This window comes from Roseitalea porphyridii (genome assembly GCF_004331955.1).
GTDB lineage: Bacteria > Pseudomonadota > Alphaproteobacteria > Rhizobiales > Rhizobiaceae > Roseitalea > Roseitalea porphyridii.
This window is the reverse complement of record NZ_CP036532.1, coordinates 3,102,723-3,126,904: the sequence shown is the minus strand read 5'-3', so window position 1 is coordinate 3,126,904 and position 24,182 is coordinate 3,102,723. Positions and strand designations below refer to the sequence as shown.

Annotated in this window: 16 protein-coding genes and 1 tRNA gene; 13 read left to right on the top strand and 4 right to left on the bottom strand. The window is 67.4% G+C overall.

The genetic code is table 11. The features are described from left to right. Nucleotides 1-44 precede the first annotated feature (44 nt). On the top strand, nucleotides 45-2,270 hold the full coding sequence (locus E0E05_RS15240) for an AGE family epimerase/isomerase (RefSeq protein WP_131617487.1): 2,226 nt from the start codon (nucleotides 45-47) through the stop codon (nucleotides 2,268-2,270). Here E0E05_RS15240 and E0E05_RS15235 read toward each other — a convergent pair. Further along, entirely contained in the window at nucleotides 2,258-5,632 is a 3,375-nt protein-coding gene (locus E0E05_RS15235) for an SIS domain-containing protein (RefSeq protein ID WP_131617486.1), read from the bottom strand. The genes E0E05_RS15240 and E0E05_RS15235 overlap by 13 nt on opposite strands. 488 nt (nucleotides 5,633-6,120) lie before the next feature. Here E0E05_RS15235 and E0E05_RS15230 point away from each other — a divergent pair, with 488 nt between their 5' ends. The 4 genes from E0E05_RS15230 (at nucleotide 6,121) to dnaK (ending at nucleotide 12,976) form a co-directional block, all read left to right on the top strand. Continuing rightward, nucleotides 6,121-7,524 (top strand): M20/M25/M40 family metallo-hydrolase, encoded by a 1,404-nt coding sequence (locus E0E05_RS15230; RefSeq protein ID WP_131617485.1) that lies wholly within the window; start codon nucleotides 6,121-6,123, stop codon nucleotides 7,522-7,524. A 128-nt stretch (nucleotides 7,525-7,652) separates the two neighbouring features. After that, the gene (locus tag E0E05_RS15225; RefSeq protein ID WP_131617484.1) at nucleotides 7,653-9,872 is read left to right on the top strand and encodes a transglycosylase domain-containing protein; all 2,220 of its coding nucleotides are present in this window, start codon (nucleotides 7,653-7,655) and stop codon (nucleotides 9,870-9,872) included. A 101-nt stretch (nucleotides 9,873-9,973) separates the two neighbouring features. Beyond that, the gene (locus E0E05_RS15220) at nucleotides 9,974-10,858 is read left to right on the top strand and encodes a DMT family transporter (protein ID WP_131617483.1); all 885 of its coding nucleotides are present in this window, start codon (nucleotides 9,974-9,976) and stop codon (nucleotides 10,856-10,858) included. Nucleotides 10,859-11,044: 186 nt separating this feature from the next. Further along, nucleotides 11,045-12,976, top strand: coding sequence for a molecular chaperone DnaK (gene dnaK / locus E0E05_RS15215; RefSeq protein WP_131617482.1), 1,932 nt, complete (start codon nucleotides 11,045-11,047; stop codon nucleotides 12,974-12,976). Nucleotides 12,977-13,445: 469 nt separating this feature from the next. Here the strand turns inward: dnaK and msrB are convergent, their stop codons facing one another. Continuing rightward, on the bottom strand, nucleotides 13,446-13,964 hold the full coding sequence (msrB, locus tag E0E05_RS15210) for a peptide-methionine (R)-S-oxide reductase MsrB (RefSeq protein WP_131617481.1): 519 nt from the start codon (nucleotides 13,962-13,964) through the stop codon (nucleotides 13,446-13,448). A 176-nt stretch (nucleotides 13,965-14,140) separates the two neighbouring features. On the opposite strand from msrB, the gene argB reads away from it, so the two are divergent. The 6 genes from argB to E0E05_RS15180 all read left to right on the top strand — a co-directional run bounded on the left by argB (nucleotide 14,141) and on the right by E0E05_RS15180 (nucleotide 21,788). Next, the gene (gene argB / locus E0E05_RS15205) at nucleotides 14,141-15,049 is read left to right on the top strand and encodes an acetylglutamate kinase (RefSeq protein WP_131617480.1); all 909 of its coding nucleotides are present in this window, start codon (nucleotides 14,141-14,143) and stop codon (nucleotides 15,047-15,049) included. 73 nt (nucleotides 15,050-15,122) lie between these two features. Next, a complete protein-coding gene (locus E0E05_RS15200; protein ID WP_131617479.1) occupies nucleotides 15,123-16,781 on the top strand; it encodes a mechanosensitive ion channel family protein in 1,659 nt (552 codons plus the stop codon). Nucleotides 16,782-16,826: 45 nt separating this feature from the next. Beyond that, nucleotides 16,827-18,245, top strand: a complete 1,419-nt coding sequence (locus tag E0E05_RS15195) for a coniferyl aldehyde dehydrogenase (RefSeq protein ID WP_131617478.1) — start codon at nucleotides 16,827-16,829, stop codon at nucleotides 18,243-18,245. A gap of 126 nt (nucleotides 18,246-18,371) precedes the next feature. Further along, entirely contained in the window at nucleotides 18,372-19,511 is a 1,140-nt protein-coding gene (locus E0E05_RS15190; protein ID WP_131617477.1) for an alpha-D-ribose 1-methylphosphonate 5-triphosphate diphosphatase, read from the top strand. After that, nucleotides 19,511-20,107 (top strand): phosphonate metabolism protein/1,5-bisphosphokinase (PRPP-forming) PhnN, encoded by a 597-nt coding sequence (gene phnN / locus E0E05_RS15185; RefSeq protein WP_131617476.1) that lies wholly within the window; start codon nucleotides 19,511-19,513, stop codon nucleotides 20,105-20,107. Before E0E05_RS15190 ends, phnN begins: the two co-directional genes overlap by 1 nt. Before the next feature lie 43 nt (nucleotides 20,108-20,150). Beyond that, nucleotides 20,151-21,788 (top strand): thiamine pyrophosphate-binding protein, encoded by a 1,638-nt coding sequence (locus E0E05_RS15180; RefSeq protein WP_131617475.1) that lies wholly within the window; start codon nucleotides 20,151-20,153, stop codon nucleotides 21,786-21,788. Between the two features lie 136 nt (nucleotides 21,789-21,924). Here the strand turns inward: E0E05_RS15180 and E0E05_RS15175 are convergent. Together E0E05_RS15175 and E0E05_RS15170 are read right to left on the bottom strand one after the other, a co-directional pair. After that, a tRNA-Ala gene (locus E0E05_RS15175) sits at nucleotides 21,925-22,000 on the bottom strand. A 117-nt stretch (nucleotides 22,001-22,117) separates the two neighbouring features. Continuing rightward, a complete protein-coding gene (locus E0E05_RS15170) occupies nucleotides 22,118-22,537 on the bottom strand; it encodes a TIGR02300 family protein (RefSeq protein ID WP_131617474.1) in 420 nt (139 codons plus the stop codon). 238 nt (nucleotides 22,538-22,775) lie between these two features. Here E0E05_RS15170 and E0E05_RS15165 point away from each other — a divergent pair, with 238 nt between their 5' ends. Continuing rightward, a complete protein-coding gene (locus tag E0E05_RS15165) occupies nucleotides 22,776-23,429 on the top strand; it encodes a 3-phosphoshikimate 1-carboxyvinyltransferase (RefSeq protein WP_131617473.1) in 654 nt (217 codons plus the stop codon). Further along, nucleotides 23,426-24,061: a (d)CMP kinase gene (gene cmk / locus E0E05_RS15160; RefSeq protein ID WP_131617472.1), complete on the top strand. Its 636-nt coding sequence runs from the start codon at nucleotides 23,426-23,428 to the stop codon at nucleotides 24,059-24,061. Before E0E05_RS15165 ends, cmk begins: the two co-directional genes overlap by 4 nt. The last annotated feature ends 121 nt before the right edge of the window (nucleotides 24,062-24,182 follow it).

The following is a 24,182-nucleotide window of genomic DNA, read 5'->3' as shown; positions in this document are numbered from 1 at the left end:
CGGGTACCGCAATGGCGCGTGCGGCCGACAGTCAGGGAGGCGACATGGGACAGAGCGACGACGCGCTTCATGTCGTGCCCGTCATCCTGTGCGGCGGGGCCGGCTCGCGGCTGTGGCCGATGTCGCGGGACGACAGGCCAAAGCAGTTTCACGCCCTGACCGGCAGCCGGAGCCTTCTCGCCGGCACGCTCGCACGCCTGCCCGAGGGGCGCCTCGAAGACATCGTGCTCGACCCGCCGGTCGTCATCGGCAGTGCGGCCCAGGTCGAACTGCTCGAACGTCATCTCGGCGCGGTCTCGCGCTATCGGCTGGTGCTCGAACCGGCCATTCGCGACACCGCCGCCGCCATCGCCGCCGTCACCGCCCTGCATGCCGATCAGATGCCTGAGCCTTTGCTCCTGGTCGTTCCGTCCGACGCATTGATCGATGATGATGAGGCATTCCGGGGCACCGTCGCGCGTGCCGCGCGCATGGCCGCGGGCAGCGATGCGATCGTGACGATCGGCATCGCGCCCGACCGGCCCGAAACGCAGTACGGCTACATCGAAAAGGGCGCGCCGGCGGGGGAGGGGTTCGCCGTCCGCCGGTTCCGCGAAAAGCCCGACGCGGACACCGCGCGGGCCTATCTTCAAAGCGGCGACTTCCTCTGGAACGCGGGCATGTTCCTGTTTCGCGCCGGGCGCATGGCCGGCGAGTTCCGCGCACGACAACCGCAGATATGGCGGCAGGCTTCGCTTGCCGCCTCCGGCGCGCGCGTCGAGGGCAACAGGCTGTGGCTCGACCCGGAAAGCTTCGCGGCAGCCGACAAGGTCTCCATCGACTACGCGATCATGGAGAAGGCCGACAATATCGGCGTGGTGCCGGCGCCGTTCGGCTGGGACGATCTGGGCTCGTGGGCGCAGCTCTACGCCCATGCGGACAAGGACGAGGCCGGCAACGCGGTCACCGGACCGGCCATCGCGGTCGAGGCGCATGGCAATCTGGTGCGGGCAACCGACGCGGTGGTCGCCGTCGCCGGTGTCGACGATCTGGTCGTCGTCGCCGAAGACGGCAAGGTGCTGGTGACGCGGCGCGATGCGACGCACCTCGTCAAGCAGGTGACGACCGAGTGGAAGACGGGCCTTGCCGCCACCGCGCCGCAGGGCCGTTCGAAAAAGGCGATCGCCGCCTGGCTTTTCGAGGTCTGCCTGCCGCTCTGGAGCACGACCGGTCTCGACCCCGAGTGCGGCGGCGTGCACGAGCTGCTAGCCCTCGATGGCACGGTCGGGGATTACGCTTTCAGGCGGCTGCGCGTGCTGCCGCGTCAGATCTACAGCTTCGCCAGGGCGATGGAGCTTGGCTGGACCGGTGCGCCCGAAGGGCTGCTCGAAGGGCTGTTCGACACGCTGACACGGTCCGGCTGGCATTCCGAAGGCGGCTGGATCCACCGCTTCAATCCCGACGGCACGATCCGGGACGACCGGCGCGACGCCTACGATCAGGCCTTCGTGCTGCTGGCGCTCGCCTTCCTGCACCGGACGGGCCGGTTTTCCGGGGCCCGCGCCTGGGCCGACCGGACGCTCGCCTTCATGGACGCCGCGCTCGCCGATCCCGTCCATGGCGGGTTTGTCGAGGACACGCGCGGGTCGCGGCCGCGGCGCGCCAATCCGCACATGCATTTCCTCGAGGCGATGCTCGCCTGGCACGAGGCGACCGGCGAGACCGCGTTCCTCGATCGGGCCGAGGCGGTCGTCGACCTGTTCCAGAACCACTTTTTCGACGCGTCGACCGGCACGGTGCGCGAGACGTTCGCGGACGACTGGTCACCGCTGACCGGGGCGGACGCAGACGACCTCGTCGAACCCGGCCATCTCTACGAATGGGCCTGGCTGCTGATCCGCTTTGCAAGGCTGCGGCCGCGGGCGGATCTCGAGGCGCAGGCGCGCACGCTTTTTGCAACGGCGCGCGCCTTCGGCCACCATCCGGCGACCGGCGCGGTCGCCAACACGATGCGGCCGGACGGAACGGGCCTTTCGGAGGGCGCGCGGTGCTGGCCCCAGACCGAGGCCCTCAAGGCCGCCATCGCGCTCGAGCAGTGTGGCGTCGCCGGCGCCGCCGGGCTGCGCGCGCAGATGATCGACGTGCTGTTCGATCACTATCTGGCAAGGCCCGTGGCGGGCGGCTGGATGGACGAGATCGACGCGGACGGTGCGCCGCGCGCCGCCGACATGCCGGCCAGCACGCTCTACCATGTCGTCTGCGCGCTCGGCGAACTGCTTCAGGCGGACTGACGGCCTTCGCTCTCGCCGGGGATCAGCGCGGCGGGACGGAACGCGACCGTCAGCGGCGTCTCGCTGGCGATCCGGCGTTGCAGGGCGGCCTCGGCTTCGGCGCCGAGCGTCTGTTCCCAGTCGCGAAGCGTCGCCCGATAGGTGCCGAGCGCATTCATCACCGCCGTCTTCTGCTCCCGTGAGGCGTGCGCCAGCATCGACACCGACAGGCACAGGACCTGTTCGACGGCCGCAAAGGAGGCGCCGGTCACCGGCACGGCGATCACCGCCTCGCGCCCGATGAAGCCGCACGAGGGCGCGTTCGCATCGAGCGCCGCGCCGATCACGCCGATCGCCGGCCGCGGCGCGGCATAGTCTGCCAGCGCATCGGGCGTTTGCGCGCCGGCAGCAAGCCGCACGGTGACGCCGTCTTCGCCCTCGTCCATGTCGAGCAGGACCGACCAGCGGATGGAGTCGATCAGGCGAGAGACCGCCGCGAGCGTCTTTCGGTTGTCGAACGACATGCGGCTGTCGGCGAGGCCCAGACTTGCGAGCGCGTCGCGAATGGTCGAGGAAAGCGCGTCCTCGGGCCGGCTGGTGCCCACGGTGACGGTCTTGGCCTGGTGGCGGATCGTGTCGACCGGGCGCGAGGTTTCCTCAAACGCCGCCTGAAGGATCGGGATCGCGGTCTCGGCGATGGCGCGCGCGTCGCTGCCCGCGCCGATCTTGCGGGCCAGAAGCGCGATCTGCGCCAGATGGCTCGCGCCAAGGCCGGAATTGAACGCGCCCAGCGCCGCCTCGTCGACGAACCGGTCGAGCGCTTGCGCCACGGCGTCGGGATCGGCCGCCGGATCGCCCTGCGCGACAAGGCCGAGATCGGCGAGGATCGGCTTGAGCTTCTGGGCGCCCTCGTCGATGGCGCGCGCCGCGTGGAAGCCGAACAGATGGCCGGCCACCGTCGCCAGAACGAAGGCGATGTCGGCCCCGACCGCGGGCAGGGCGATGACTCGTTCGGCATAGCCGGCAAACGCGTCGGCATCGGCGCCGCGCGTCGCGAACACCACGGGTCGGCCATTGTGCGCCTTGAAGATCGCCGCTTCCTTGACGACGTCGCCGACCAGGTCGCCGGGCAGGTCGTTGGCGACGACCAGCGTCAGCGGCTCGGTCGAAAGGTCGATGTGCTTCTTGTCTTCGGTGTAATCGACCGGGATCGACTTGTAGCACAGTTCGGACAGCTTGATGCGGATCTCGAGCGCGGCGACGTGGTTGACGCCCGAGCCTGTCACCGCCCAGTAGCGCGAATAGGGGGCAAGGTCGCGCGCGCAGGCGGCGATGTGCGCCTCGTCGGCCAGAACCTCGGCGATCAGGTCTGGCAGCTTTTCCAGTTCGCCCATTTCGTAGGCCAGCTCGACATCGGTCATCGCGCCCAGCTGCGCGGCCAGATAGAGCGCGGTCAGCTTGCCGGCGGCGATCTGCGAGTAGAACGCCTTGGTCGAGGCGACCGACATCTCCACGTCCCGCCCGTCGGACGTATAGAGCACGGATTGCGCCTTGCGGACGAGATCGGAACTGCGCCGATTGACGATCGCGTGCACGAACGCGCCGCGCTCGCGGGCGAGGTCGACGGCCCGGTTGGTGTCGGTGGTTGTGCCCGATTGCGAGACCGCGATGACGAGCGCATGGTTGAAATCGTAGGCGTCGATGTCGGCCGACAGTTCCGACGAGCGCACGGCCTCGACGGGGATGCGCAGCCGCGCATCGCGCGACAGGGCCCGCTCGACGAGGTGGCCGATGCCGACCGCGGCAACGCCGGCCGTGCCCTGGCCGATCACGTAGACCCGCGACAGGCCCCCGCGCAGCGCCTCGCGCAGATTGGCCCAGATGTCGTTGGGCAGTTCGTCGAAAGCGACAAGGCCCTTCTGCCGGCGGAAGCGGCCGCGCAGCGTCTTGGCGACGCTCGCCGGCCCGTCATGGATTTCCTTTTCCAGATAGGTGTCGAACTCGCCGCGATAGATGTCCCGCGCCCAGATCTGGATCGGATCGAACCGAAGCTTTGCCTCCGTGCCGTCATTGACCGTGCGCATCGTCGCCGCGCCGGCATTGGCATCGAGATGGATGACCGAGCCGCCGGCGACGGAACGGGCGAGGTTGGCCGCCGCGCGCGCCGCGTTGCACAGCCCGTAGACTTCGGAGGCGAACATGAACCCGTCGGCGAGCCTGGCGGCGTAGAGCCCCTGGCCCGAGCCCTTCTGGGCGAGCAGCGCCTCGCCCGGCATCGCCGGATCGATGCAGCCGATCGCCACCGATCCATCGAGCCGGCGGATCGCGCCGCGAAACCGTTCGAGACGATCGCCGCCTGACGCGTCGCCGAGCCGGTCGGCGAGCGGGATCACCTTGGCGTCGGTGGTGATCGCCGCATCGACCGCGCTCTGCCGGTTCGTGACCAGTTCGGTCATCAGTTCGACGTGGTTGTCGACGTCGCCGTTGAGCGCATACATCGCGCCAAGGCTTGCGGCCGTGTCATCGGCGTTGTCGCCGGTCAGCGAGGGGTTGTGCGGATGGCAGTTGGCGACCGAGATGACCCCGTGCGACGCCCAGCGCGTGTGTGACAGGATCGAGGCGCGCCGGGCGCGTCCGCCAAGGGCCCAGAGCAGATCGTCATCGCGAATGCTGCGGCGGAGCGCGGCGCCGTTGTCGCCGAGCCGGCCGACCAGATTGGCCGTCTTGTAGCTGAAGGTTGCCGTGGTGCCCGCCGCGCCACGGGGCGTGATGTAGACCGCCCGATGCCCTGCATGCGGATCGGCCGATCGATCGGCAAGCTGGTCCACAAGCGCGCTCGGCAGGTCGTCGACCGCACCTGCCGGAAGGTCGATCTGGATGGCGATGCCCGCCGAATCACGTCCGCGCACCTCGAGCCGGTCGATCGCCCTGAGCACATATTCGGCCGCGACCGCCACGTGCAGCGCGTGCGTCTCGCGCGGATCGGCCCCTTCGCCGACGAGCGACCGTGCCGCTTCGGCGTGGGCGATTAGTTCGGCGCGCACCTGCCATGCCATGTCGCGCAACGCCTCGATCAGCGGGTCGAGGTCGGTGCGTCCGCGCCGCGACAGGTCGGTCAGCACCGCCTCGTGCCGGTCAAGCTGGTCGGCAATCGTCGCCAGCGTCGATCGGAGGGTTTCGTCGAGCGCGACAGCGCGCACGAAGCCGATCGCCATCATGGCGTCGAATCGCTCGCCAAGCGCGTCGACGGCCGACGCCAGAGCGTCGATCGCCGCTTCGCCGGGCTCCAGTGCGGTCAGTTCTTCGGCAAGCGCGGTATGAAACCGCGCGTCCACGGCCCCCGTGGAGAACGCGCCCGTGATGTAACCGGCGATGCCGCACATTGTTGATCCCCCTTCGGCCGCCGCCCCGGCGGCACAATCGTCCGAAACGCTTTGAGACCCGGACCGCCCCGGACGCAACAGCGAATCGTCATGCAAAGGTCAATTCGCGCGTCAGCATGTAATGTCCGCGCAGGGCCATGACCTGCATGGCAAAGCACGCGTAGGCCGGTCGGCAGGGCCCGCACACGGACTATGACATTTGTGTGATTGCGTGATTTTTGCAACAGGCTGCCAATATTTCGCCGCAAACGACATCTTAATTTACGATTAACGGCAAAACGCCGTTGTCCGGCTTAGGCCCGTCCCCCGCCGATCCGGACCAGTGGCAGCCTAATCCCCCTCTCCGGGCTGCCACTTCGCTCTTGAAGCCATCATGCGTGACCTCCGCATGATGGCTTTTTTTGTGCCGCGCATCCTTTCGTTTTGACAAGCGCGTCGGCCATGCCCATCAATCGGCGCCCGCTGACCCCTGACGATGGAGCATGACGATGACCGCGACCGACCTTGATCTGCAACCGGTTCTCGAGCGCCTCGATACGTCCGTCGACGACAGCGTCGAGCGCCTGTTCGCGCTGCTGCGGATCCGGTCGATCTCGACAGACCCGGCCTACAGGGAGGAGTGTCGTTCCGCCGCGCAATGGCTCGTCGACGATCTGACGTCGATCGGGTTCGACGCCTCGGTGCGCGACACGCAAGGGCATCCGATGGTGGTCGCCCATCACGAGGGGCCCGAGGGCGCGCCGCACGTGCTGTTTTACGGCCATTACGACGTGCAGCCCGTCGATCCGATCGAATTGTGGGAAGACGATCCCTTCGCGCCGGCTCTCAAGCAGCGCGACGGCACAACCGTGATCACCGGCCGGGGCGCATCCGACGACAAAGGTCAGCTGATGACCTTCGTGGAAGCCTGCCGCGCCTACAAGGCCGTTCACGGTGCCCTGCCATGCCGGGTCACGATCCTGTTCGAGGGAGAGGAGGAAAGCGGCTCGCCCTCGCTCAAGCCGTTCCTCGAGGCAAACGCCGAGGAGTTGAAGGCCGAGGTCGCGCTGGTCTGCGACACCTCGATGTGGGACCGGCAGACGCCCGCCATCTCGGGCAGTCTGCGCGGGCTTGTCGGCGAGGAAATCACCGTCAGCGCCGCCGACCGCGACCTGCACTCGGGCCACTATGGTGGCGCAGCGGCCAATCCGATCCACATCCTGACGCGCATTCTCGCCGACATGCACGACGAGACGGGACGGGTGACGATCCCGCATTTCTATGACGGCGTCGAGGAGGTGCCGGCCCAGCAGCTCGAAAGCTGGAAGGCGCTCGGCATGACGGACGAGCAATTTCTCGGCGAGATCGATCTCAAGCATCCGGCCGGGGAAAAGGGCCGCAGCGTGCTCGAACTGACCTGGGCGCGGCCGACCGCCGAGGTGAACGGCATCACGGGCGGCTATACCGGGGACGGCTTCAAGACCGTCATTGCCGCCAAGGCGTCCGCGAAGGTCTCGTTCCGGCTCGTCGCCGGGCAGGAACCGCAGGCGATCCGCGACAATTTCCGCGCCTTCGTGCGCGAACGCGTGCCGGCCGACTGTCGTATCGATTTCGCCGATCACGGCGCATCGCCGGCCAACATCCTTGCCGCCGATTCGCCCGCCGTTATCGCCGCCAAGACGACCCTTTCCGACGAGTGGCCCAAACCGGCCGCGGTGATCGGCATGGGCGGGTCGATCCCGATCGTCGGCGATTTCAAGACGATGCTCGGCATGGACTCTCTGCTGGTCGGCTTCGCGCTGTCGGACGACCGCATCCACTCGCCGAACGAGAAGTACGAGCTGACGTCGTTTGCCAAGGGTCAGCGCTCGTGGGCCCGCATTCTCGATGCGCTGGCGCGGCACGATGGTTAACGGTTGATGAACGCGGGCGCGATGATCGAGGTCGTGGCGGACACGGACGATTAACCGCCCCTTAAACCGGCTGCTTTAGGTCTTGGACGACCGTTTGTTTGTTTGCAGTCACGGTTGTGCGGGCCCGCATGTTCTCATCGAAAAAAAAGCGCAAGCGGCGCGTCGAGCCCCGTTTCGAAGACGGCAAGGGGCGAAGGGGCGCGGCCGACTTCGCCGTGACCGCCGACGATCGCGCCGCCCCGCCGCCGCGCCGGTCGGCGAAGTCCGGGCCGAAGCGGCGCAAGGCCACCCAGAAGAAGAGGGCCGGCGGCAAGCGTACTTCGCGCAAGGTGGCGGCGCGCGCGCGCGGCCTGTTCGGCGGGCTGGTCTACTGGGGCTTCATCGGATGCATCTGGGGCGGCATCGCCCTTGCCGGCGTGATCGCCTGGTATGGCGCGCAACTGCCCTCGGCGAGCACCTGGACCGTTCCGGACCGCCCGCCGAACGTCAAGATCGTTTCGGCCGGTGGCGACCTGATCACCAACCGGGGCGCGACCGGCGGGCAGGCGCTCGGCCTGCACGAGATCAGCCCCTACATCCCCAAGGCCGTCGTGGCGATCGAGGACCGGCGCTTCTTCTCGCATTTCGGGGTCGATCCGATCGGACTGGCGCGGGCGATGGCCCGCAACGTGATGGCCGGCGGCCTCGTCCAGGGCGGATCGACGCTGACCCAGCAGCTTGCCAAGAACCTGTTCCTCACGCCCGAGCGCACGATCGGCCGCAAGGTCCAGGAAGTGCTGCTCGCCGTCTGGCTGGAGCACGAATATTCCAAGCAGCAGATCCTCGAAATGTACCTCAACCGGGTCTATTTCGGCGCCGGCGCCTATGGCGTGGAATCGGCGGCACGGCGCTATTTCGGCAAGTCGGCGCGCGATGTCTCGCTGCCCGAGGCGGCACTGCTGGCCGGTCTTCTGAAGGCCCCGTCCCGGCTGTCACCGAACCGTGACCCGGAAGCGGCCGAGGGCCGCGCGCAACTGGTCCTTTCGGTCATGCGCGACCAAGGGCTCGTCTCCGACAGCGAGATGACGGCCGCGCTGGCGCAGCCCAAGACGCGTGCCAGCCGCTACTGGTCCGGCGCCCACCATTACGTCGCCGATGCGGTGATGGAGGAACTGCCGGAGCTGATCGGCAAGGTCCGGCGCGACGTGATCGTCGACACGACGATCGATCTCGACCTGCAGAAGGCCGCCGAGGCGGCGGTCCGGGCGACGATCGCCGAACACGGCGCCGAGCGCAACGTCAGCCAGGGCGCGCTCGTCTCCATCGACATGTCCGGTGCCGTGCGGGCGATGGTCGGGGGCGCCGACTATGAGCGCTCGCAGTTCGACCGCGCGACCGAGGCCAGACGCCAGCCCGGTTCTGCCTTCAAGCCGTTCGTCTATCTGGCCGCGCTCGAGCAGGGGCTGACCCCCACCTCGGTGCGCAACGACGCGCCGATCCGGATCGGCAAATGGTCGCCGGAGAACTATCGCGGCCGGTATCACGGGCCGGTCACGCTGGAGACGGCGCTGTCGAAGTCGCTCAACTCGGTCGCCGCGCAACTCATCATGGAGACGGGACCGGCCAATGCGGCGCGGACCGCCCGCCGGATGGGGATCCAATCGGAACTGACCGCCAATGCGTCGCTGTCGCTGGGCACGTCCGAGGTGACGCTGTTCGAACTGACCGCGGCCTATCTGCCGTTTGCGACGGGCGGCTATGGCGCCAAGCCGCACGTCATCGCCCGCGTGACGACGCTCGACGGCGAGGTCCTCTACGAGCGCAGGGCCGATCGCCCGCGCGTTCTGGCGCCGGACCTTGCCGGCATGATGAACCGGATGATGAGCCAGACGGTCCGGTCGGGCACCGCCCGGGCGGCCGCCTTCAACCACCCCGCTGCCGGCAAGACCGGCACCACGCAGAACGCGCGCGATGCCTGGTTCGTCGGCTACACGGCGCATCTGGTCACCGGCGTCTGGTTCGGCAATGACGACGGCGCACCGATGAAGGACGTCACCGGCGGCACGCTTCCCGTGATGACGTGGCGTGCGGTGATGCAGCCGGCCCACGAGAACCTGCCGATCGCCGATCTGCCTGGCTACATGCCCTTCAACATCATCCCCGGCCCGCGCCCCGAGCGCGGCCCGGCCCCGCCGGTGCCGCAAGCCGGCGTGCCGATGGCGTCGGGCAACGGGTCGGGCGGCTACGTGCCGCCGCCGCCGGACCGCACGATGACCTCGTCGACCGGCGGCCCGCGCCCTCCGGCAAGCGTCGGCGGATCGAACGATGCCGGCGGCCGCTCGGTTCTGGACGTGATCCTGGGTCGGTAGGGTCTTGTCACGATCGAGGCCGTTCTTGGCCTCTGCGCGCCTTGCCTGCGTCACGCCGCACCGATAGCGTTTTTGGGCATGGCGAACAGAAGGGGTGGGCCATGCGCGACAGGGCCGCGGCCGACATCGACGGCACGGAACGGCCGGCCCTCGGGGTCGGGCTCATGGTGGCGGCCATGCTCGCCATTCCGGTGGTCGATGCCACCGCGAAGTATCTGGCCGCGGACTATTCGCCGCTCTTCATAAGCTGGGCCCGATACGCAGTCGCCAGTGCGCTGATCATTCCGCTGGGCCTTGCCCGCTTCGGCCCGGCCATCTTCCCGCGTCGTGACCTCGGCGCGCACACGCTGAGAACCCTGTTCCTGGTCGGCGCGATGACGCTCTATTTCGTCGCGATCGCCACCGTACCGCTGGCGACAGCGATCAGCGCGTTCTTCGTTGGTCCGATCGTCGCGAGCGCGCTTGCGGTGCTGCTGCTCGGCGAGCGGTTCTCGCCGCGAAAGGCGGTCAGCGTCGTGCTCGGCTTCGCCGGCGCATTGGTGATCGTCGATCCCACCGGCGGCGGTATCGAGCCGGGCCTCTTGCTGGCGGTCGCGAGCGGGGTGTTGTTCGGCCTTTACCTTCTCGCCACACGCCAGGCCGCGCGCCGCAGCGATCCGGTGAAGACGCTCATATTCCAGTGTGTTGTCGGTGCGCTGATCCTGACGCCGCAGGCGATCCATGCATGGAAATGGGTGGATGTGGCCGACCTTGGCCTGTTTGCGCTGCTCGGCGGCCTTTCGGCGGTCAGTCACATGCTGTCGATCAACGCCTTCCGCTTTGCCGAAGCCTCCACCCTGTCGCCGATCGTCTATGTCGAACTGATCGGCGCGGTGATCATCGGCTATCTCGTCTTCGGCGATCTGCCCGGGCTCAATGTGTGGCTGGGCGCCGCCGCAATCGTCGCGGCGGGTCTGCTTTTGCTGCGGGCCGGCGAGCGCCGCTGATCCCGGTGTGCATACATTCCCCGATACCGCGCCTTGCAGGCAAAAAGGGCCCTCCTTATATACCCGCCAGCGCGGACGGCGCGGCAAGGCGCCTCCGGAAATGAACCAATTCTGCCAATGAAAAGGGGCCGCGCTCACGAACGCCATAACGGGTCCGCGCGGTCTGCTGCACAAAAGAGGTAAGACATGGCAAAAGTAATCGGTATCGACCTGGGCACGACCAATTCGTGCGTCGCTGTCATGGACGGCAAGGATGCCAAGGTCATCGAAAACGCCGAAGGCGCGCGGACGACCCCGTCCATGGTCGCCTTCACCGACGATGGCGAGCGCCTCGTCGGCCAGCCGGCAAAGCGCCAGGCCGTCACCAATCCCGAAAACACGCTGTTCGCCGTCAAGCGCCTGATCGGCCGCCGCTACTCCGATCCGACCGTCGACAAGGACAAGTCGATGGTTCCCTACAAGATCGTCGAGGGCAACAATGGCGACGCATGGGTCGAGGCGGGCGGCGACAAGCGTTCGCCGGCCGAGATTTCCGCCATGGTCCTTCAGAAGATGAAGGAGACTGCCGAAGGCTATCTGGGCGAGAAGGTCGAAAAGGCGGTCATCACCGTGCCGGCCTACTTCAACGACGCCCAGCGCCAGGCGACCAAGGACGCCGGCAAGATCGCCGGTCTCGACGTTCTGCGTATCATCAACGAGCCGACGGCCGCCGCTCTCGCCTACGGGCTCGAGAAGAAGGACGGCCGCACGATTGCCGTCTACGACCTTGGCGGCGGCACCTTCGACGTCTCCATCCTGGAAATCGGCGATGGCGTGTTCGAGGTGAAGTCGACCAACGGCGACACGTTCCTGGGCGGTGAGGACTTCGACCTGCGTCTGGTCGATTATCTCGCCGACGAGTTCAAGAAGGATCAGGGCATCGATCTGAAGAACGATAAGCTCGCCCTGCAGCGGCTCAAGGAAGCCGCCGAGAAGGCCAAGATCGAGCTGTCGTCCTCGGCCCAGACCGAGATCAACCTGCCGTTTATCACGGCCGATGCGTCCGGTCCCAAGCACCTGACCATGAAGCTGACCCGCTCGAAGTTCGAGAGCTTGGTCGACGACCTGGTCAAGCGCACCGTCAAGCCGATGGAAGCCGCGCTCAAGGATGCCGGCATCAGGGCCGGCGAGATCGACGAGGTGGTTTTGGTCGGCGGCATGACCCGCATGCCCAAGGTCCAGGAGACGGTGAAGAACTTCTTTGGCAAGGAACCGCACAAGGGCGTCAACCCGGACGAGGTCGTCGCCATGGGTGCTGCGATCCAGGCCGGCGTTCTGCAGGGCGACGTCAAGGACGTGCTGCTGCTCGACGTTACGCCGCTGTCGCTCGGCATCGAGACGCTCGGTGGCGTGTTCACCCGCCTGATCGACCGCAACACGACCATCCCGACCAAGAAGGGCCAGGTCTTTTCGACCGCCGAGGACAACCAGTCGGCGGTGACGATCCGGGTCTTCCAGGGTGAACGCGAGATGGCCGCCGACAACAAGCTGCTCGGCCAGTTCGACCTGGTCGGCATTCCGCCGGCGCCGCGTGGCGTGCCGCAGATCGAGGTCACCTTCGACATCGACGCCAACGGCATCGTCAACGTGCGCGCCCAGGACAAGGGCACCGGCAAGGAGCACGAGATCCGCATCCAGGCTTCTGGCGGTCTGTCGGACGACGAGATCGAGAAGATGGTCAAGGATGCCGAGGCCAACGCCGAGGCCGACAAGAAGCGTCGTGAAGCCGTCGAAGCGCGCAACCAGGCCGAGTCGCTGATCGATTCGACCGAGAAGTCGCTCGGCGAGCACGGCGACAAGATCTCCGAGGAAGACAAGAAGGCGATCGAGGACGCGGTCGCCGCGCTCAAGTCGGAGATCGAGGCCGAAACGCCCGACGCCGAAGCGATCAACGCCAAGTCGCAGGCGCTGGCCGAAGCCTCGATGAAGCTCGGGCAGGCGATCTACGAGGCCAGCCAAGCCGAGGAGCAGGCCAATGCCGAAGGCGATGCCGAAGCGGACGCCGCCCGCGACGACGTCGTCGATGCCGACTTCGAAGAGATCGACGACGACGATCAGGACCAGAAGAAGGCGTCGTAATTGGTTCAAGTGGACGCAAAAGCCCCAGAACCCGAGCGAAATTCCCAGGCGACTCTAATTGCAGCCGCCTGGGAAGATTACCATTACAAACATGCCGCTTACTGGAAGTCCATATACTGGTCTATTGCGGCATATGCTGCCCTCATTTCTGTGCCACTATTTTCAGCCAATGAGCTTGTAGAGCCGATCTATAAGTATATTTTCCCGCTCTCGTCTATTGTGCTTTGTTGGGCGTCATATTGGGTCTCAAGGGCGGAATATCTTAGATTGCGTCGATCTGAAGACGTTTTCAGAACGGTCTTTAACTCCGCTTTGAAGAGTCACGGTTTTGGAGTGAAGTACGCGCCGTTCAACGGTGTATTTGGCCTGCCGATCGGGATTGTTGTATCAAATACATGGCTTTTCTTTGGCACTGCTTTCGGAATATTTGCGTTGATAGCTGTTTGAGAGCATCCGCAGATATATGTGACTAACCATAAATCGGCTCGGCGCCGTCGGCGGGGACGAACTTCAGGGCGACGCCATTGATGCAATGGCGCTTGCCGGTCGGCGCGGGACCGTCGTCGAACACATGGCCCAGATGGCCGCCGCATCGCGAGCAATGCTCCTCGGTGCGCGGAACGAACAGCTTGTAGTCGGTCTTGTAGCCGACCTTGCCCTCGATTTCCTGCCAGAAGCTCGGCCAGCCCGTGCCGCTGTCGTACTTGGTCTCCGACAGGAACAACTCCTGCTCGCAGCCGGCGCAATGATAGACGCCGGCGCGCTTTTCGTCGTTGAGCGGGCTCGTGAACGGACGTTCGGTGGCTTCCTCGCGCAGGACGGCGAATTGCTGCGGCGTCAGTTGCGCGCGCCATTCCTCCTCGGTCTTGACGATCTCGAAGGCGCCGTCGGACGAGGCCGTTGCCGGGGCGGTGCCCCACCATTTGGCCACGGTCACGGCGGCGGCGCCGCCAATGCCGAGGCCCAGAACCGTGCGTTTGGTCAGCATGGACGTTCTCCTTTGTTGCCACGAACATAGGCCGAAACGGCCGGGCTTTCATCTCACCTTGGTCAACGATTGCGTGAGCGCGGCGCGGCGCGCGCACCTTCGGGGGCGCGATCCGCCTTTTCATTCGGTCTCCGGTTGCCTATGACAGCGCCCGATTGCCGCCCGGAACCAGTCCAATGGCCCACCCAGACACCACCGCGCAACCGGCGACCGAAGCCGCCATCCTCGCCGCCGCGCTGCCCTACATGCAGCGCTATGCGGGCAAGACCGTCGTCGTCAAATATGGCGGTCACGCCATGGGCGATACCGAGCTCGGCACCGCCTTCGCCCAGGACATCGCCCTTCTGAAGCAGTCCGGCGTCAATCCTGTGGTCGTTCACGGCGGCGGCCCGCAGATCGGCGCCATGCTCGACCGCATGGGCATCGAGAGCACGTTCGAGGGCGGCCTGCGCGTGACCGACGAGAAGACCGTCGAGATCGTCGAGATGGTGCTCGCCGGCTCGATCAACAAGCAGATCGTCGCGCTGATCAACGCTCAGGGCGCCTGGGCGATCGGACTGTGCGGCAAGGACGGCAACCTCGTCTTCGCCGAAAAGGCCCGCCGCACGATCCGCGACGAGGACAGCAACATCGAGCGGATCGTCGATCTCGGTTTCGTCGGCGAACCGGCGCGGGTCGACCGCACGCTGCTCGACCAACTCGCAACCTCCGAGATGATCCCGGTGATCGCGCCGGTGGCGCCCGGCCGCGACGGCCACACCTACAACATCAATGCCGACACGTTCGCCGGCGCGATCGCCGGTGCGGTCTCCGCCCAACGGCTCCTGTTCCTCACCGACGTGCCCGGCGTGCTCGGCGCGAACGGCGAGCTGATCAAGCAGCTTACCGTCTCGGAAGCGCGCGGGCTTATCGGCGACGGCACGATATCGGGCGGCATGATCCCCAAGGTCGAGACCTGCATCGCCGCGTTGACGCGCGGCGTCAAAGGCGTCGTCATCCTCAACGGCAAGGTGCCGCACGCGGTCCTTCTGGAGATCTTCACCGAGCATGGCGCCGGCACGTTGATCGTCCACGATCCGGTCTGAGGCCGCCGCCGCTCAGGCCGGCGCGTGGAACGGACGCGCCGTTCACGCGTTATCGGGGGTGCTTGCGAAACGGATGCATCATGCGGCGCGACCGCTTTGCGCCGCACTTCTGATCCTGATCCTGGCGGTCGCGGCGACCGCGCAGGACGGTTCGCAGCGCTTCTTCGAAGCCGATGCACTGAACGAAGGGCTTGGCCCGGTCCCGGCGGGGATCGACCGGCAGACGCCGCAGGCGACGGTCGAATCCTTTCTGGACCGCGCCGCCGATGGGGACTGGCAGGGCGCCGCCCACCTGCTCGACCTGAGCGGCTATCCCGTCGCCGAACAGCCCAGCGCCGGCCCCCAACTCGCCCGTCAACTGGCCGTCATCATCGAACGCAAGGTCGTCATCGACTGGACCGATCTGCCCGACAGGCCCGACGGTTTGAACGCCCGGGCTCCGTCGGAAGCGGCGATGGCGGGCGAGCCGAGGCGGTCGATCCTTCTGTGGATGGTCGAACTGGACGACCGTCCCGTGTCGATCCGTCTCAACCGCGTCCGCCCTGCCGGCGGTGATCCGGTCTGGCTGTTCGCGGAAGCCTCGGTCGAGAACCTGCCCGCGCTCGCCGCCCGCTATGGCCGTTCGCAGTTCGAGGCGATGCTGCCCGAACCACTGCACCGGGAGGTCGTGTTCGACCTGCGCCTGTGGGAGCTGTTCGCCTTGCCACTGGCGGTGCTGCTGGCCCTCGGGCTCGGCTTCGGCACCTATGCGCTGATGTCCAGGGGCCTGTTCCGCAAGCGCCGCGACGAGGGCGGCGAATCCTTCATGCTCGCCGTGCGCGGCCCGCTCATCCTTCTGGCGATGACGGCGACGGTGAACCTGTTCACGCACGGCCTGTTCGTCTTTTCGGGCCGCATCGACGCGCTGGTCTCGCCGCTGATCACGGTGGGCTATTTCATCGTCGCGATCTGGCTCGTCATCAACGTCGCCGACACGATCCTCAACCGGCTGATCGACTTCGACCAGGGCCAGCTCAGCCCGGTCGGCGAGGGGCAGGAGCGAAAGCGCGGGCTCGCCACAAAGGTCGCCGCCGCGCGTCGCCTGCTGATCGTCATTTTGGTCGTGGCGGGCGGGGGGCTTCTGCTGCGCGAAGCCAACCTCGCGCACAATCTCGGCATATCGCTGCTCGCATCGGCGGGGGTGCTCACGCTGATCCTCGCCTTCGCCGCGCGCAGCATTCTCGCCAACATCCTGTCGTCGATGCAGATCGCGCTGAACCAGTCGGCCAAGATCGGCGACAAGCTGCTGTGGGGCGACTATATCTGCACCGTCGAACGCATCCATTTCACCTTCGTCCAGCTTCGCGACTGGAGCGGTCGGCGCATCGTCGTGCCGGTCTCCGACTTCGTCGAGGAAAGTTTCGAGAACTGGACCATGGTCGATTCCGAGATCATCCGCCGCGTCGATCTGCGTCTGGCGCACGATGCGCCGATCGATCCGTTGCGGAAGGCCTATGAAGACATTCTCGACGCGATGTCGGACCGGCTGGGTGATCTCGACAATCGCGGGGTATACGTGACGGGCCACGACGTTTTCGGCCAGTCGGTGATGTTCCTTGTTCCCTGCGACGATCCGAACGCGGCATGGCTTCTGGAATGCGAGGTCCGCGAGAAGCTGCTGGCGGCAGCCGCGGAGATCGAGGCGCGCGGCGAGGAATTGTTCCCCGAGGCCAAGCCGGCTGAAGCGGCCTGACGTGCGCGGTTTGCGGGCCCGTCCGGCCCATTGTAGGATCCTGCCATGAATGCACCGTTCAAGTCCGACGAAGACCGCATGAAGGCGCTGTTCAGGATGCAGCGCGGCGCGTTCTCGTTCGACAGCGCGCCGGGGGTGAGCGCCCGCCGGATGAAACTGCGCGATCTGGTGCGCGCGATCCGCTCGCGCCGGGGCGAGATCGTCAAGGCCGTCAGCGCCGATTTCGGCAACCGCTCGGCCGACGAGACGCTGCAGGCCGAGATCGCCGTCGCCATCCGCAGCATCGAGCATACCTGCCGGCATCTGGATCGCTGGGCGTCGCCGACGCGCATCTTCAATCCCGGCCTTCCGGTTCCGGGCCGGACCTATATCCGTCATGAGCCCAAGGGCGTCGTCGGCATCGTCGCGCCGTGGAACTACCCGTTCCATCTCGCCGTGCTTCCGGCCGCCCAGGCGCTGGCCGCCGGCAACCGCGTGATGATCAAGCCGTCCGAACTGAGCCCGCACACCTCGGCGTCGCTGAGCAAGCTGTTCGCCGACGTCTATGGCGAGGACGAGGTCGCGGTGGTCACCGGCGATGCGGAGATCGGCAAGGCGTTCTCGCAACTGCCGTTCGATCATCTGTTCTTCACCGGGTCGACCCGCGTGGGCCGGCTCGTGGCGATCGAGGCGGCGAAGAACCTGACGCCGGTGACGCTGGAACTTGGCGGCAAGAGCCCCTGCGTGATGATGCCGGACGCCGATCCGGCCGCGCATGCCCCGCTCGTCGCGTTCGGCAAGTTCTACAGCGCCGGACAGACCTGCATCGCGCCCGACTATCTGCTCGTCCCGAAAGGCCGGGCGCGTGAATTCGCGGATGCGATCCTTGCCGAGGCGCGCCGGTCCTATCCGAGCCACGCGGCCAATCCGGCCTATACGTCGATCGCCTCGGACGGCCATTTCGAGCGGCTGACGGCATTGGTCGAGGAGGCGCGCGACGCCGGCGCGACGGTGCTGGAGACGGAATCGCCCGCCGAGGACAGCCGCAAGATGCCGCCCACCATCGTGCTCGATCCGCCCCTCGACGGGGCATTGATGCGCGAGGAGATCTTCGGGCCGGTCCTGCCCGTGATCGAATATGACGGTGTCGACGAGGCGGTGTCCTTCATCACGACGCGCGATCATCCGCTGGCGCTCTACGCCTTCGGGCGCGATGCCGGCGCCGCCGAGCGCATGGTCGCGCGCACGACGTCCGGCGGCGCGATGGTCAACGGCACCATCGTTCACCTCGCCATCGATGACCTCCCGTTCGGCGGCGTGGGCCCGTCTGGCCATGGCGCCTACCATGGCAGGCGGGGCTTTGAGGAGTTCTCCCACCAGCGCTCCGTGCTGGTGCTTCCCCAGTGGCCGATGCTGCGCAAGGTAATCACGCCGCCCTATGGCCGGCGCATGCGCTGGCTCACCGACTGGATGATTGGCCGGTAGAACCGGTTCGCGCGGGCGCCGTACCGGCATCGGTGGACACAGCCATCCAAACGTCACATATGGCAGGCATGTACCGGCCAGCGCCGTGGCGCTGATTCCTCATTCCCGTTTCCGAGAGCGCCACCGATGTCGTCGCAGACCGTCCTGACCAATGCCAACATCGTGCTGGAGGACGACATCGTCCACGGCACGCTGGTCATCGAGGACGACGTCATCGCCGAGATCGGCGAGGGCATCAGCACGGCGGGCGAGGATGTGGGCGGCGACTATATCGTGCCCGGCCTGATCGAACTGCACACCGACCATCTCGAACAGCACTATGCGCCGCGTCCGGGCGTGCGCTGGCCGCTGACCGCCGCGATCCAGGCGCACGATTCGCAGATCGCGGCATCGGGCATCACCACGGTGTTCGACTGTCTCCGGCTCGGATCGGACGAGGATGGCGGCTTCGAAAAGGGCGAGATGCGCGCCATGTCCGAAGCCATCCAGGAGGCGCAGGCCGAGGGACGGCTGCGCGCCGAGCATCGCATTCACCTGCGCTGCGAGGTGTCCGCGTCCGATGTGATGGACCATTTCTCCGCGTTCGAGGACGATCCCGGCGTCGGCCTGATCTCGCTGATGGATCACGCGCCGGGCCAGCGCCAGTTCCAGACGCTCGATCAGTACGAACTCTACTACAAGACCAAGCGCGGCCTCTCCGACGAGGAGTTCCGCGCCTTCGTCGAGCGTCGGCAGATGCAGTCGTCGATCTATGCGCAAAAGCACCGCGAGGCGCTGGCGGCGATCTGCGCGGCTCGCGGCATCGCCATCGCCAGCCATGACGACGCCACGCTCGACCATGTCGCCGAGGCGCAGCAGTTCAACGTCTCGGTCGCCGAGTTTCCGACCACAATGGAGGCCGCGCGCGCCAGCCACGAGGCCGGCATGGGCGTTCTGATGGGCGCGCCCAACGTGGTTCGCGGCAAATCGCATTCGGGCAACATTGCCGCGCGCACGCTGGCCCAGGAGGGCGTGCTCGACGTGCTCTCGTCGGACTATGTGCCGTTCTCGCTGATCTACGCGCCGTTCGTGCTCGCCGACGAGATCGACCACATCTCCCTGCCGCAGGCGATCGCCATGGTCACCGCCAACCCGGCCCGGCAGGTGGGCCTGACCGATCGCGGCGCGCTCAAGCCGGGCCTGCGGGCGGATATGGTCCGCGTCGGCCGGCAGGACGGCATTCCGGTCGTCCGGCAGGTCTGGCGCGAGGGCCAGCGGGTCGCCTGATGCCGGCGGCCAGGGCGCCCGGCGTTCTTTTCGCGGTGGTCGGCCCCAGCGGCGCCGGCAAGGACAGCGTGATCGGGTTCGCCCGGCACCTTCTGGCGGACGATCCCCGGGTGATGTTCGTCCGGCGCGTGATCAGCCGGCCCGCCCACGATGCGAGCGAGGATCATGAACCGGTGTCGGTTGCCGAGTTCGAGCGCCGTGCGGCGACCGGCGCGCTCGCGGTGACGTGGCAGGCGCACGGGCTTCATTACGGCCTGCCCGCAACGTCGCTGCGCCATGTCGCGGCGGGCGGGATCGCCGTCGCCAACGGCTCGCGGCAGGCGCTCGATGCGATTTTCGAAACCTATGCCGACGTTCAGGTGGTCGAGGTGGTCGCGGCCCCGGAGATCATCGCCGGCCGGCTGGCCGCGCGCGGCCGCGAGAGCGGCGACGAGATCGTCGCCCGGCTGAAGCGATCCGTTGCGGCCTATCGCGGTTCGGAACGGGCCGTGACGATCGACAACAGCGGCGCGCTCGATGCGGCCGGCGATGCGTTCGTCCGGCTGATCCGCGAACGGCTCGCCTGCCATCCTTCGGCCTTGACGAAATCGGGCTGAGCGCACACACCGCCGACAGGGCCGAGCGACAGGGAGAGGCGGGATGGCGCGGACGGGCGGGCAATTGGTGGTCGACGCGCTGGTCGCCAACGGGGTCACGCAGGCGTTCTGCGTGCCCGGCGAGAGCTTTCTTCCGATCCTCGATGCGCTGCACGATACGCCCTCGATCCGGCTGACGGTCGCCCGTCAGGAAGGCGGCGCGGCGATGATGGCCGACGCTCATGCCAAGCTGACCGGTCGACCCGGCATCTGCCTTGTAACGCGCGGGCCGGGCGCGGCCAACGCCTATGCCGGCGTGCATGTGGCCGCCCAGGATTCGACGCCGATGATCGTGCTGGTCGGCCAGATCGCGACCGGCGACATGGATCGCGAGGCGTTCCAGGAGATCGACGTCAAGGCGATGTTCGGCGACCAGGTCAAATGGGCCGCGCAGGTCAACGAGACCGGGCGCCTGCCCGAATATCTGGCGCGCGCCTTTTCGGTGGCGCAGTCCGGCCGCCCCGGCCCGGTCGTTCTGGCGCTGCCCGAAGATGTGCTGAGCGGCACGGCGGAGACGGTCGCCGCGCCGGCCTCCGCGCCCGTCCAGGCGCATCCGTCACCCGCCGAGATGGACCGGTTCGGCGCCATGCTGCGGGCGGCCGAGCGGCCGCTGGTCATCGCCGGCGGGCCGGGCTGGGATGCCGGTCTCGTCGACCGATTCGTCGCCTTCGCCGAGCGCTGGGCGCTGCCGGTCTGTTGCGCGTTTCGCGCCCAGGACCGGTTTCCGAACACCCATCCGAACTATGCAGGCGACGCCGGCCTCGGCATCAATCCGGCCCTGGCCGACCGGATCGGCCAATCCGATCTGGTGATCGCGCTCGGCGCGCGGCTCGGCGATTGCACGACCTCGGGCTACACGTTGTTCGACAGCCCCGTGCCGAAGCAGCCGCTCGTCCACATCCACCCCGAACCGGACGAACTCGGCCATGTCTATCGGCCGACGCTGCCGATCGCCGCGAGCGTCGCCGCGTTCATCGAAGCGGCCGGGGCGCTCGACGCGCCGGCCGATCCGGTCTGGTCGGAATGGACGAAGCAAGCGAATGCCGCCTATCGCGCCTGGAGCGACGCGGCAACGCCGATGCCCGGCGCGGTCAACTGGGGCGAAGCGGTGATCTGGCTGCGCGAGAACCTGCCTGCCGACGCGATCGTGACGAACGGGGCGGGCAACTATGCCGCCTGGCTGCACCGCTTCTATCGGCACCGGGCCTACCGGACGCAGCTCGCGCCCACCTCTGGCTCGATGGGATACGGCCTGCCGGCCGCGATCGCCGCCAAGCTGGCCGCGCCCGACCGGACGGTCATCGCGCTTGCCGGCGATGGCTGCCTGCAGATGACGGTTCAGGAACTGGGCACGCTGGCCGAGGCGGGCCTCGCCATCATCGTGCTGGTGGTCAACAATTCCATGTACGGCACCATCCGCATGCATCAGGAGATGCACTATCCGGGGCGCGTCTCCGGCACGTCGCTGGTCAATCCGGATTTCATCGCGCTGGCAAGGGCCTACGGGCTCGATGGCGAACGCGTGCAGGCGACCGACGAGTTCGGCGCGGCCATGCAGCGCGCGCTTGCAGCCGACAAGGCCACGCTGATCGAGATCGTCACCGATCCGCGCGCGCTCAGCCCGACACGGGTGATGGACTGAAGCGCGAGCGCCGATGGAGGAACGCGCCACGGCGCGAAGCGCGCGGATCGGCGAAGATCAAGGCCGTGGAGGTGAGAGGAGAAAGCTCGAACCGTAGCCTGCGCGCCGGGTTGGCTGGCGGCGGCGCGTCCGGAAATGGTGGAGCCAAGGGGAATCGAACCCCTGACCTCTTGCATGCCATGCAAGCGCTCTCCCAGCTGAGCTATGGCCCCTAGAGGGATGGTCCGCTTCCGGGCGGCGCGGACCGGCGCTCGATACAATCTCGAGGCGCCCTAATCAAGGCCTTTATCGCGGTCGGCGGTGGGGCCGGCCGCGGTCAGGCCCGAGCGTCAATCGTCGTCATCGTCGTTGATGTCGACGATGCCGCTGACGTCGTCGTCATCATCGTCGTCATCGTCGGGAAGGAAGGTGTCGTCGTCGGACTCGTCCTCGTCGAGCACCTCGTCATCCTCGCTCTCGTCGAGATCGGGCAGCTTCTCGGAGGCCGGCGCGGTCTCCTCGTCGGCTTCCTCGAGCGACAGCACTTCGGGGCCCTCGGTTTCGGCGTCGTCCTCGGTTTCCTTTTCGGTCGTCGCCGCTTCGGTCTCTTCGGCCTTCTCCTCGATCGGGTCCGAGCCGGGGTCCTCGAAGAAGGACAGCGGATAGCTCTTGCCCGTATAGGGCGAGACGATCGGGTCCTTGTTCAGATCGTAGAATTTGCGTCCCGTTTCCGGGCAAACGCGCTTGGTTCCAAGTTCTGGTTTCGCCACGGCCGGGCCCCTTCGAGTCGTCGTCAAGAATCGTGGATTGCGCAGGAAGTCGATGCGCGCCTGTATGGTCAGGCCTTTCAGGGTGGACCGGTGCATAACGGCAAGCGACCACACTGTCAAAGCCAATTCGTGACGCCAGTTGGGGCCATTTCGCCATGGCTTCAACCCCCGCGCACCGGGCTTTTGCGGCCCGTGGTTTGACGCGCCGCCCCGGCTGGCCTATGCGCGGCCGACCGCCATGCGCCAGCCCAAGATGACCGCATCCGACGACCATCTCGATATCGTCCTTGCCGGCCTCGCCGCCGGCCGCACCCTGCTGCCGTCGACCCGGTCCGGCGATCGTCCGATCCTTGACGCGATGGCGGCGCTCGGCGCCCGGATCGAACGGACGGACGCGGGTATTGCGGCGACCGGCGCCGGCAATGGCTGCCTGCTCGAACCGGCGGCGACGCTTGCTCTTGAAGATGCCGATGCCGCGCTTCTGGTGGCGGGCCTTGTCGCGCCCTATGACATGGCCGCGCGCATCGCCTGCCGGTCGGCCCTGCCGGACGGTGAGAGGGACGCGTTTCTTGCCGCGACCGCCGCGATGGGCATTCAGGCCAGCGCACCGGACGCCGACACCATCGTGCTCGCCGGCCAGGCCTCGGCGGTGCCGGCGCGCCATGCCTGTGCGGGCTGGAGCGAGACGGTGCTGCGGGCAATCGCGCTTGCGGCGCTGAACACCCCGGGGATCACGCGGCTCGAAGGCGAGGGCGCAGCGCCGACCGGGCTCGCCCGACGCCTCCGTGTCTTCGGCGCGCAATGCCGGATCGACGACCGCGACGGCGGCTGGTCGCTCGCCGTCACCGGCCAGTGCGTGCTGCGTGCCGCCGAAGCGGAGAGCGCCTCATGATGCCGGTGATCGCGATCGACGGTCCCGCCGCCTCGGGCAAGGGCACGCTCGCCCGGCGGATCGCCGCCCATTACGGGTTGCGGCATCTCGATACGGGGCTGACCTATCGCGCGGTCGCGCATGCGCTGCTGGCGGCCGATGCGCCGCTCGACGACGAGGCGCGTGCGATCGAGGCCGCCGAAACGCTCGACCTTGCCGCGATGAATCGCACGATCCTCGCCGATCACGGCGTCGGCGAGGCGGCTTCCCGCATCGCGGTCATGCCCGGCGTGCGGCGGGCGCTGGTCGCCCGCCAGCGCGCCTTTGCCGCGACACCGCCGGGCGCGGTGCTGGACGGCCGCGACATCGGCACCGTCGTCTGCCCGGACGCGCCGGTGAAGCTCTACGTCACCGCCGGGGCGCCCGAACGGGCCAGACGCCGCTATCACGAGATCCTGGCAGGCGGCGGTGAGGCGGACGAGACGGCGATCCTCGCCGACATCGAGCGGCGCGACGCGCGCGACATGGGACGCTCGGACTCGCCGCTGCGGCCGGCGAACGACGCGCACTTGCTTGACACCTCCGATATGACTATAGAAGCGGCGTTCCAGGCCGCCCGCGCGATCATAGACCGGGCGCTGGACCGTATTTGAACCCGTCAGCGACGATCCCGCGCCGGACGGCCCGCTTGGGCCCGGATCGACCGTTGGCAGAGAAAACCCGAACCCCGGCGCCCGCGCGTGACGCGATCCAAGCAGCATCGCCCGCGCACCA

Excerpts from the sequence above, each read along its gene's own strand:
- E0E05_RS15240 (WP_131617487.1), top strand. The coding sequence starts at position 45 with ATGGGACAGAGCGACGACGCGCTTCATGTCGTGCCCGTCATCCTGTGC.
- E0E05_RS15235 (WP_131617486.1), bottom strand. The coding sequence starts at position 5,632 with ATGTGCGGCATCGCCGGTTACATCACGGGCGCGTTCTCCACGGGGGCC.
- E0E05_RS15230 (WP_131617485.1), top strand. The coding sequence starts at position 6,121 with ATGACCGCGACCGACCTTGATCTGCAACCGGTTCTCGAGCGCCTCGAT.
- E0E05_RS15225 (WP_131617484.1), top strand. The coding sequence starts at position 7,653 with ATGTTCTCATCGAAAAAAAAGCGCAAGCGGCGCGTCGAGCCCCGTTTC.
- E0E05_RS15220 (WP_131617483.1), top strand. The coding sequence starts at position 9,974 with ATGCGCGACAGGGCCGCGGCCGACATCGACGGCACGGAACGGCCGGCC.
- dnaK (WP_131617482.1), top strand. The coding sequence starts at position 11,045 with ATGGCAAAAGTAATCGGTATCGACCTGGGCACGACCAATTCGTGCGTC.
- msrB (WP_131617481.1), bottom strand. The coding sequence starts at position 13,964 with ATGCTGACCAAACGCACGGTTCTGGGCCTCGGCATTGGCGGCGCCGCC.
- argB (WP_131617480.1), top strand. The coding sequence starts at position 14,141 with ATGGCCCACCCAGACACCACCGCGCAACCGGCGACCGAAGCCGCCATC.
- E0E05_RS15200 (WP_131617479.1), top strand. The coding sequence starts at position 15,123 with ATGCATCATGCGGCGCGACCGCTTTGCGCCGCACTTCTGATCCTGATC.
- E0E05_RS15195 (WP_131617478.1), top strand. The coding sequence starts at position 16,827 with ATGAATGCACCGTTCAAGTCCGACGAAGACCGCATGAAGGCGCTGTTC.
- E0E05_RS15190 (WP_131617477.1), top strand. The coding sequence starts at position 18,372 with ATGTCGTCGCAGACCGTCCTGACCAATGCCAACATCGTGCTGGAGGAC.
- phnN (WP_131617476.1), top strand. The coding sequence starts at position 19,511 with ATGCCGGCGGCCAGGGCGCCCGGCGTTCTTTTCGCGGTGGTCGGCCCC.
- E0E05_RS15180 (WP_131617475.1), top strand. The coding sequence starts at position 20,151 with ATGGCGCGGACGGGCGGGCAATTGGTGGTCGACGCGCTGGTCGCCAAC.
- E0E05_RS15165 (WP_131617473.1), top strand. The coding sequence starts at position 22,776 with ATGCGCCAGCCCAAGATGACCGCATCCGACGACCATCTCGATATCGTC.
- cmk (WP_131617472.1), top strand. The coding sequence starts at position 23,426 with ATGATGCCGGTGATCGCGATCGACGGTCCCGCCGCCTCGGGCAAGGGC.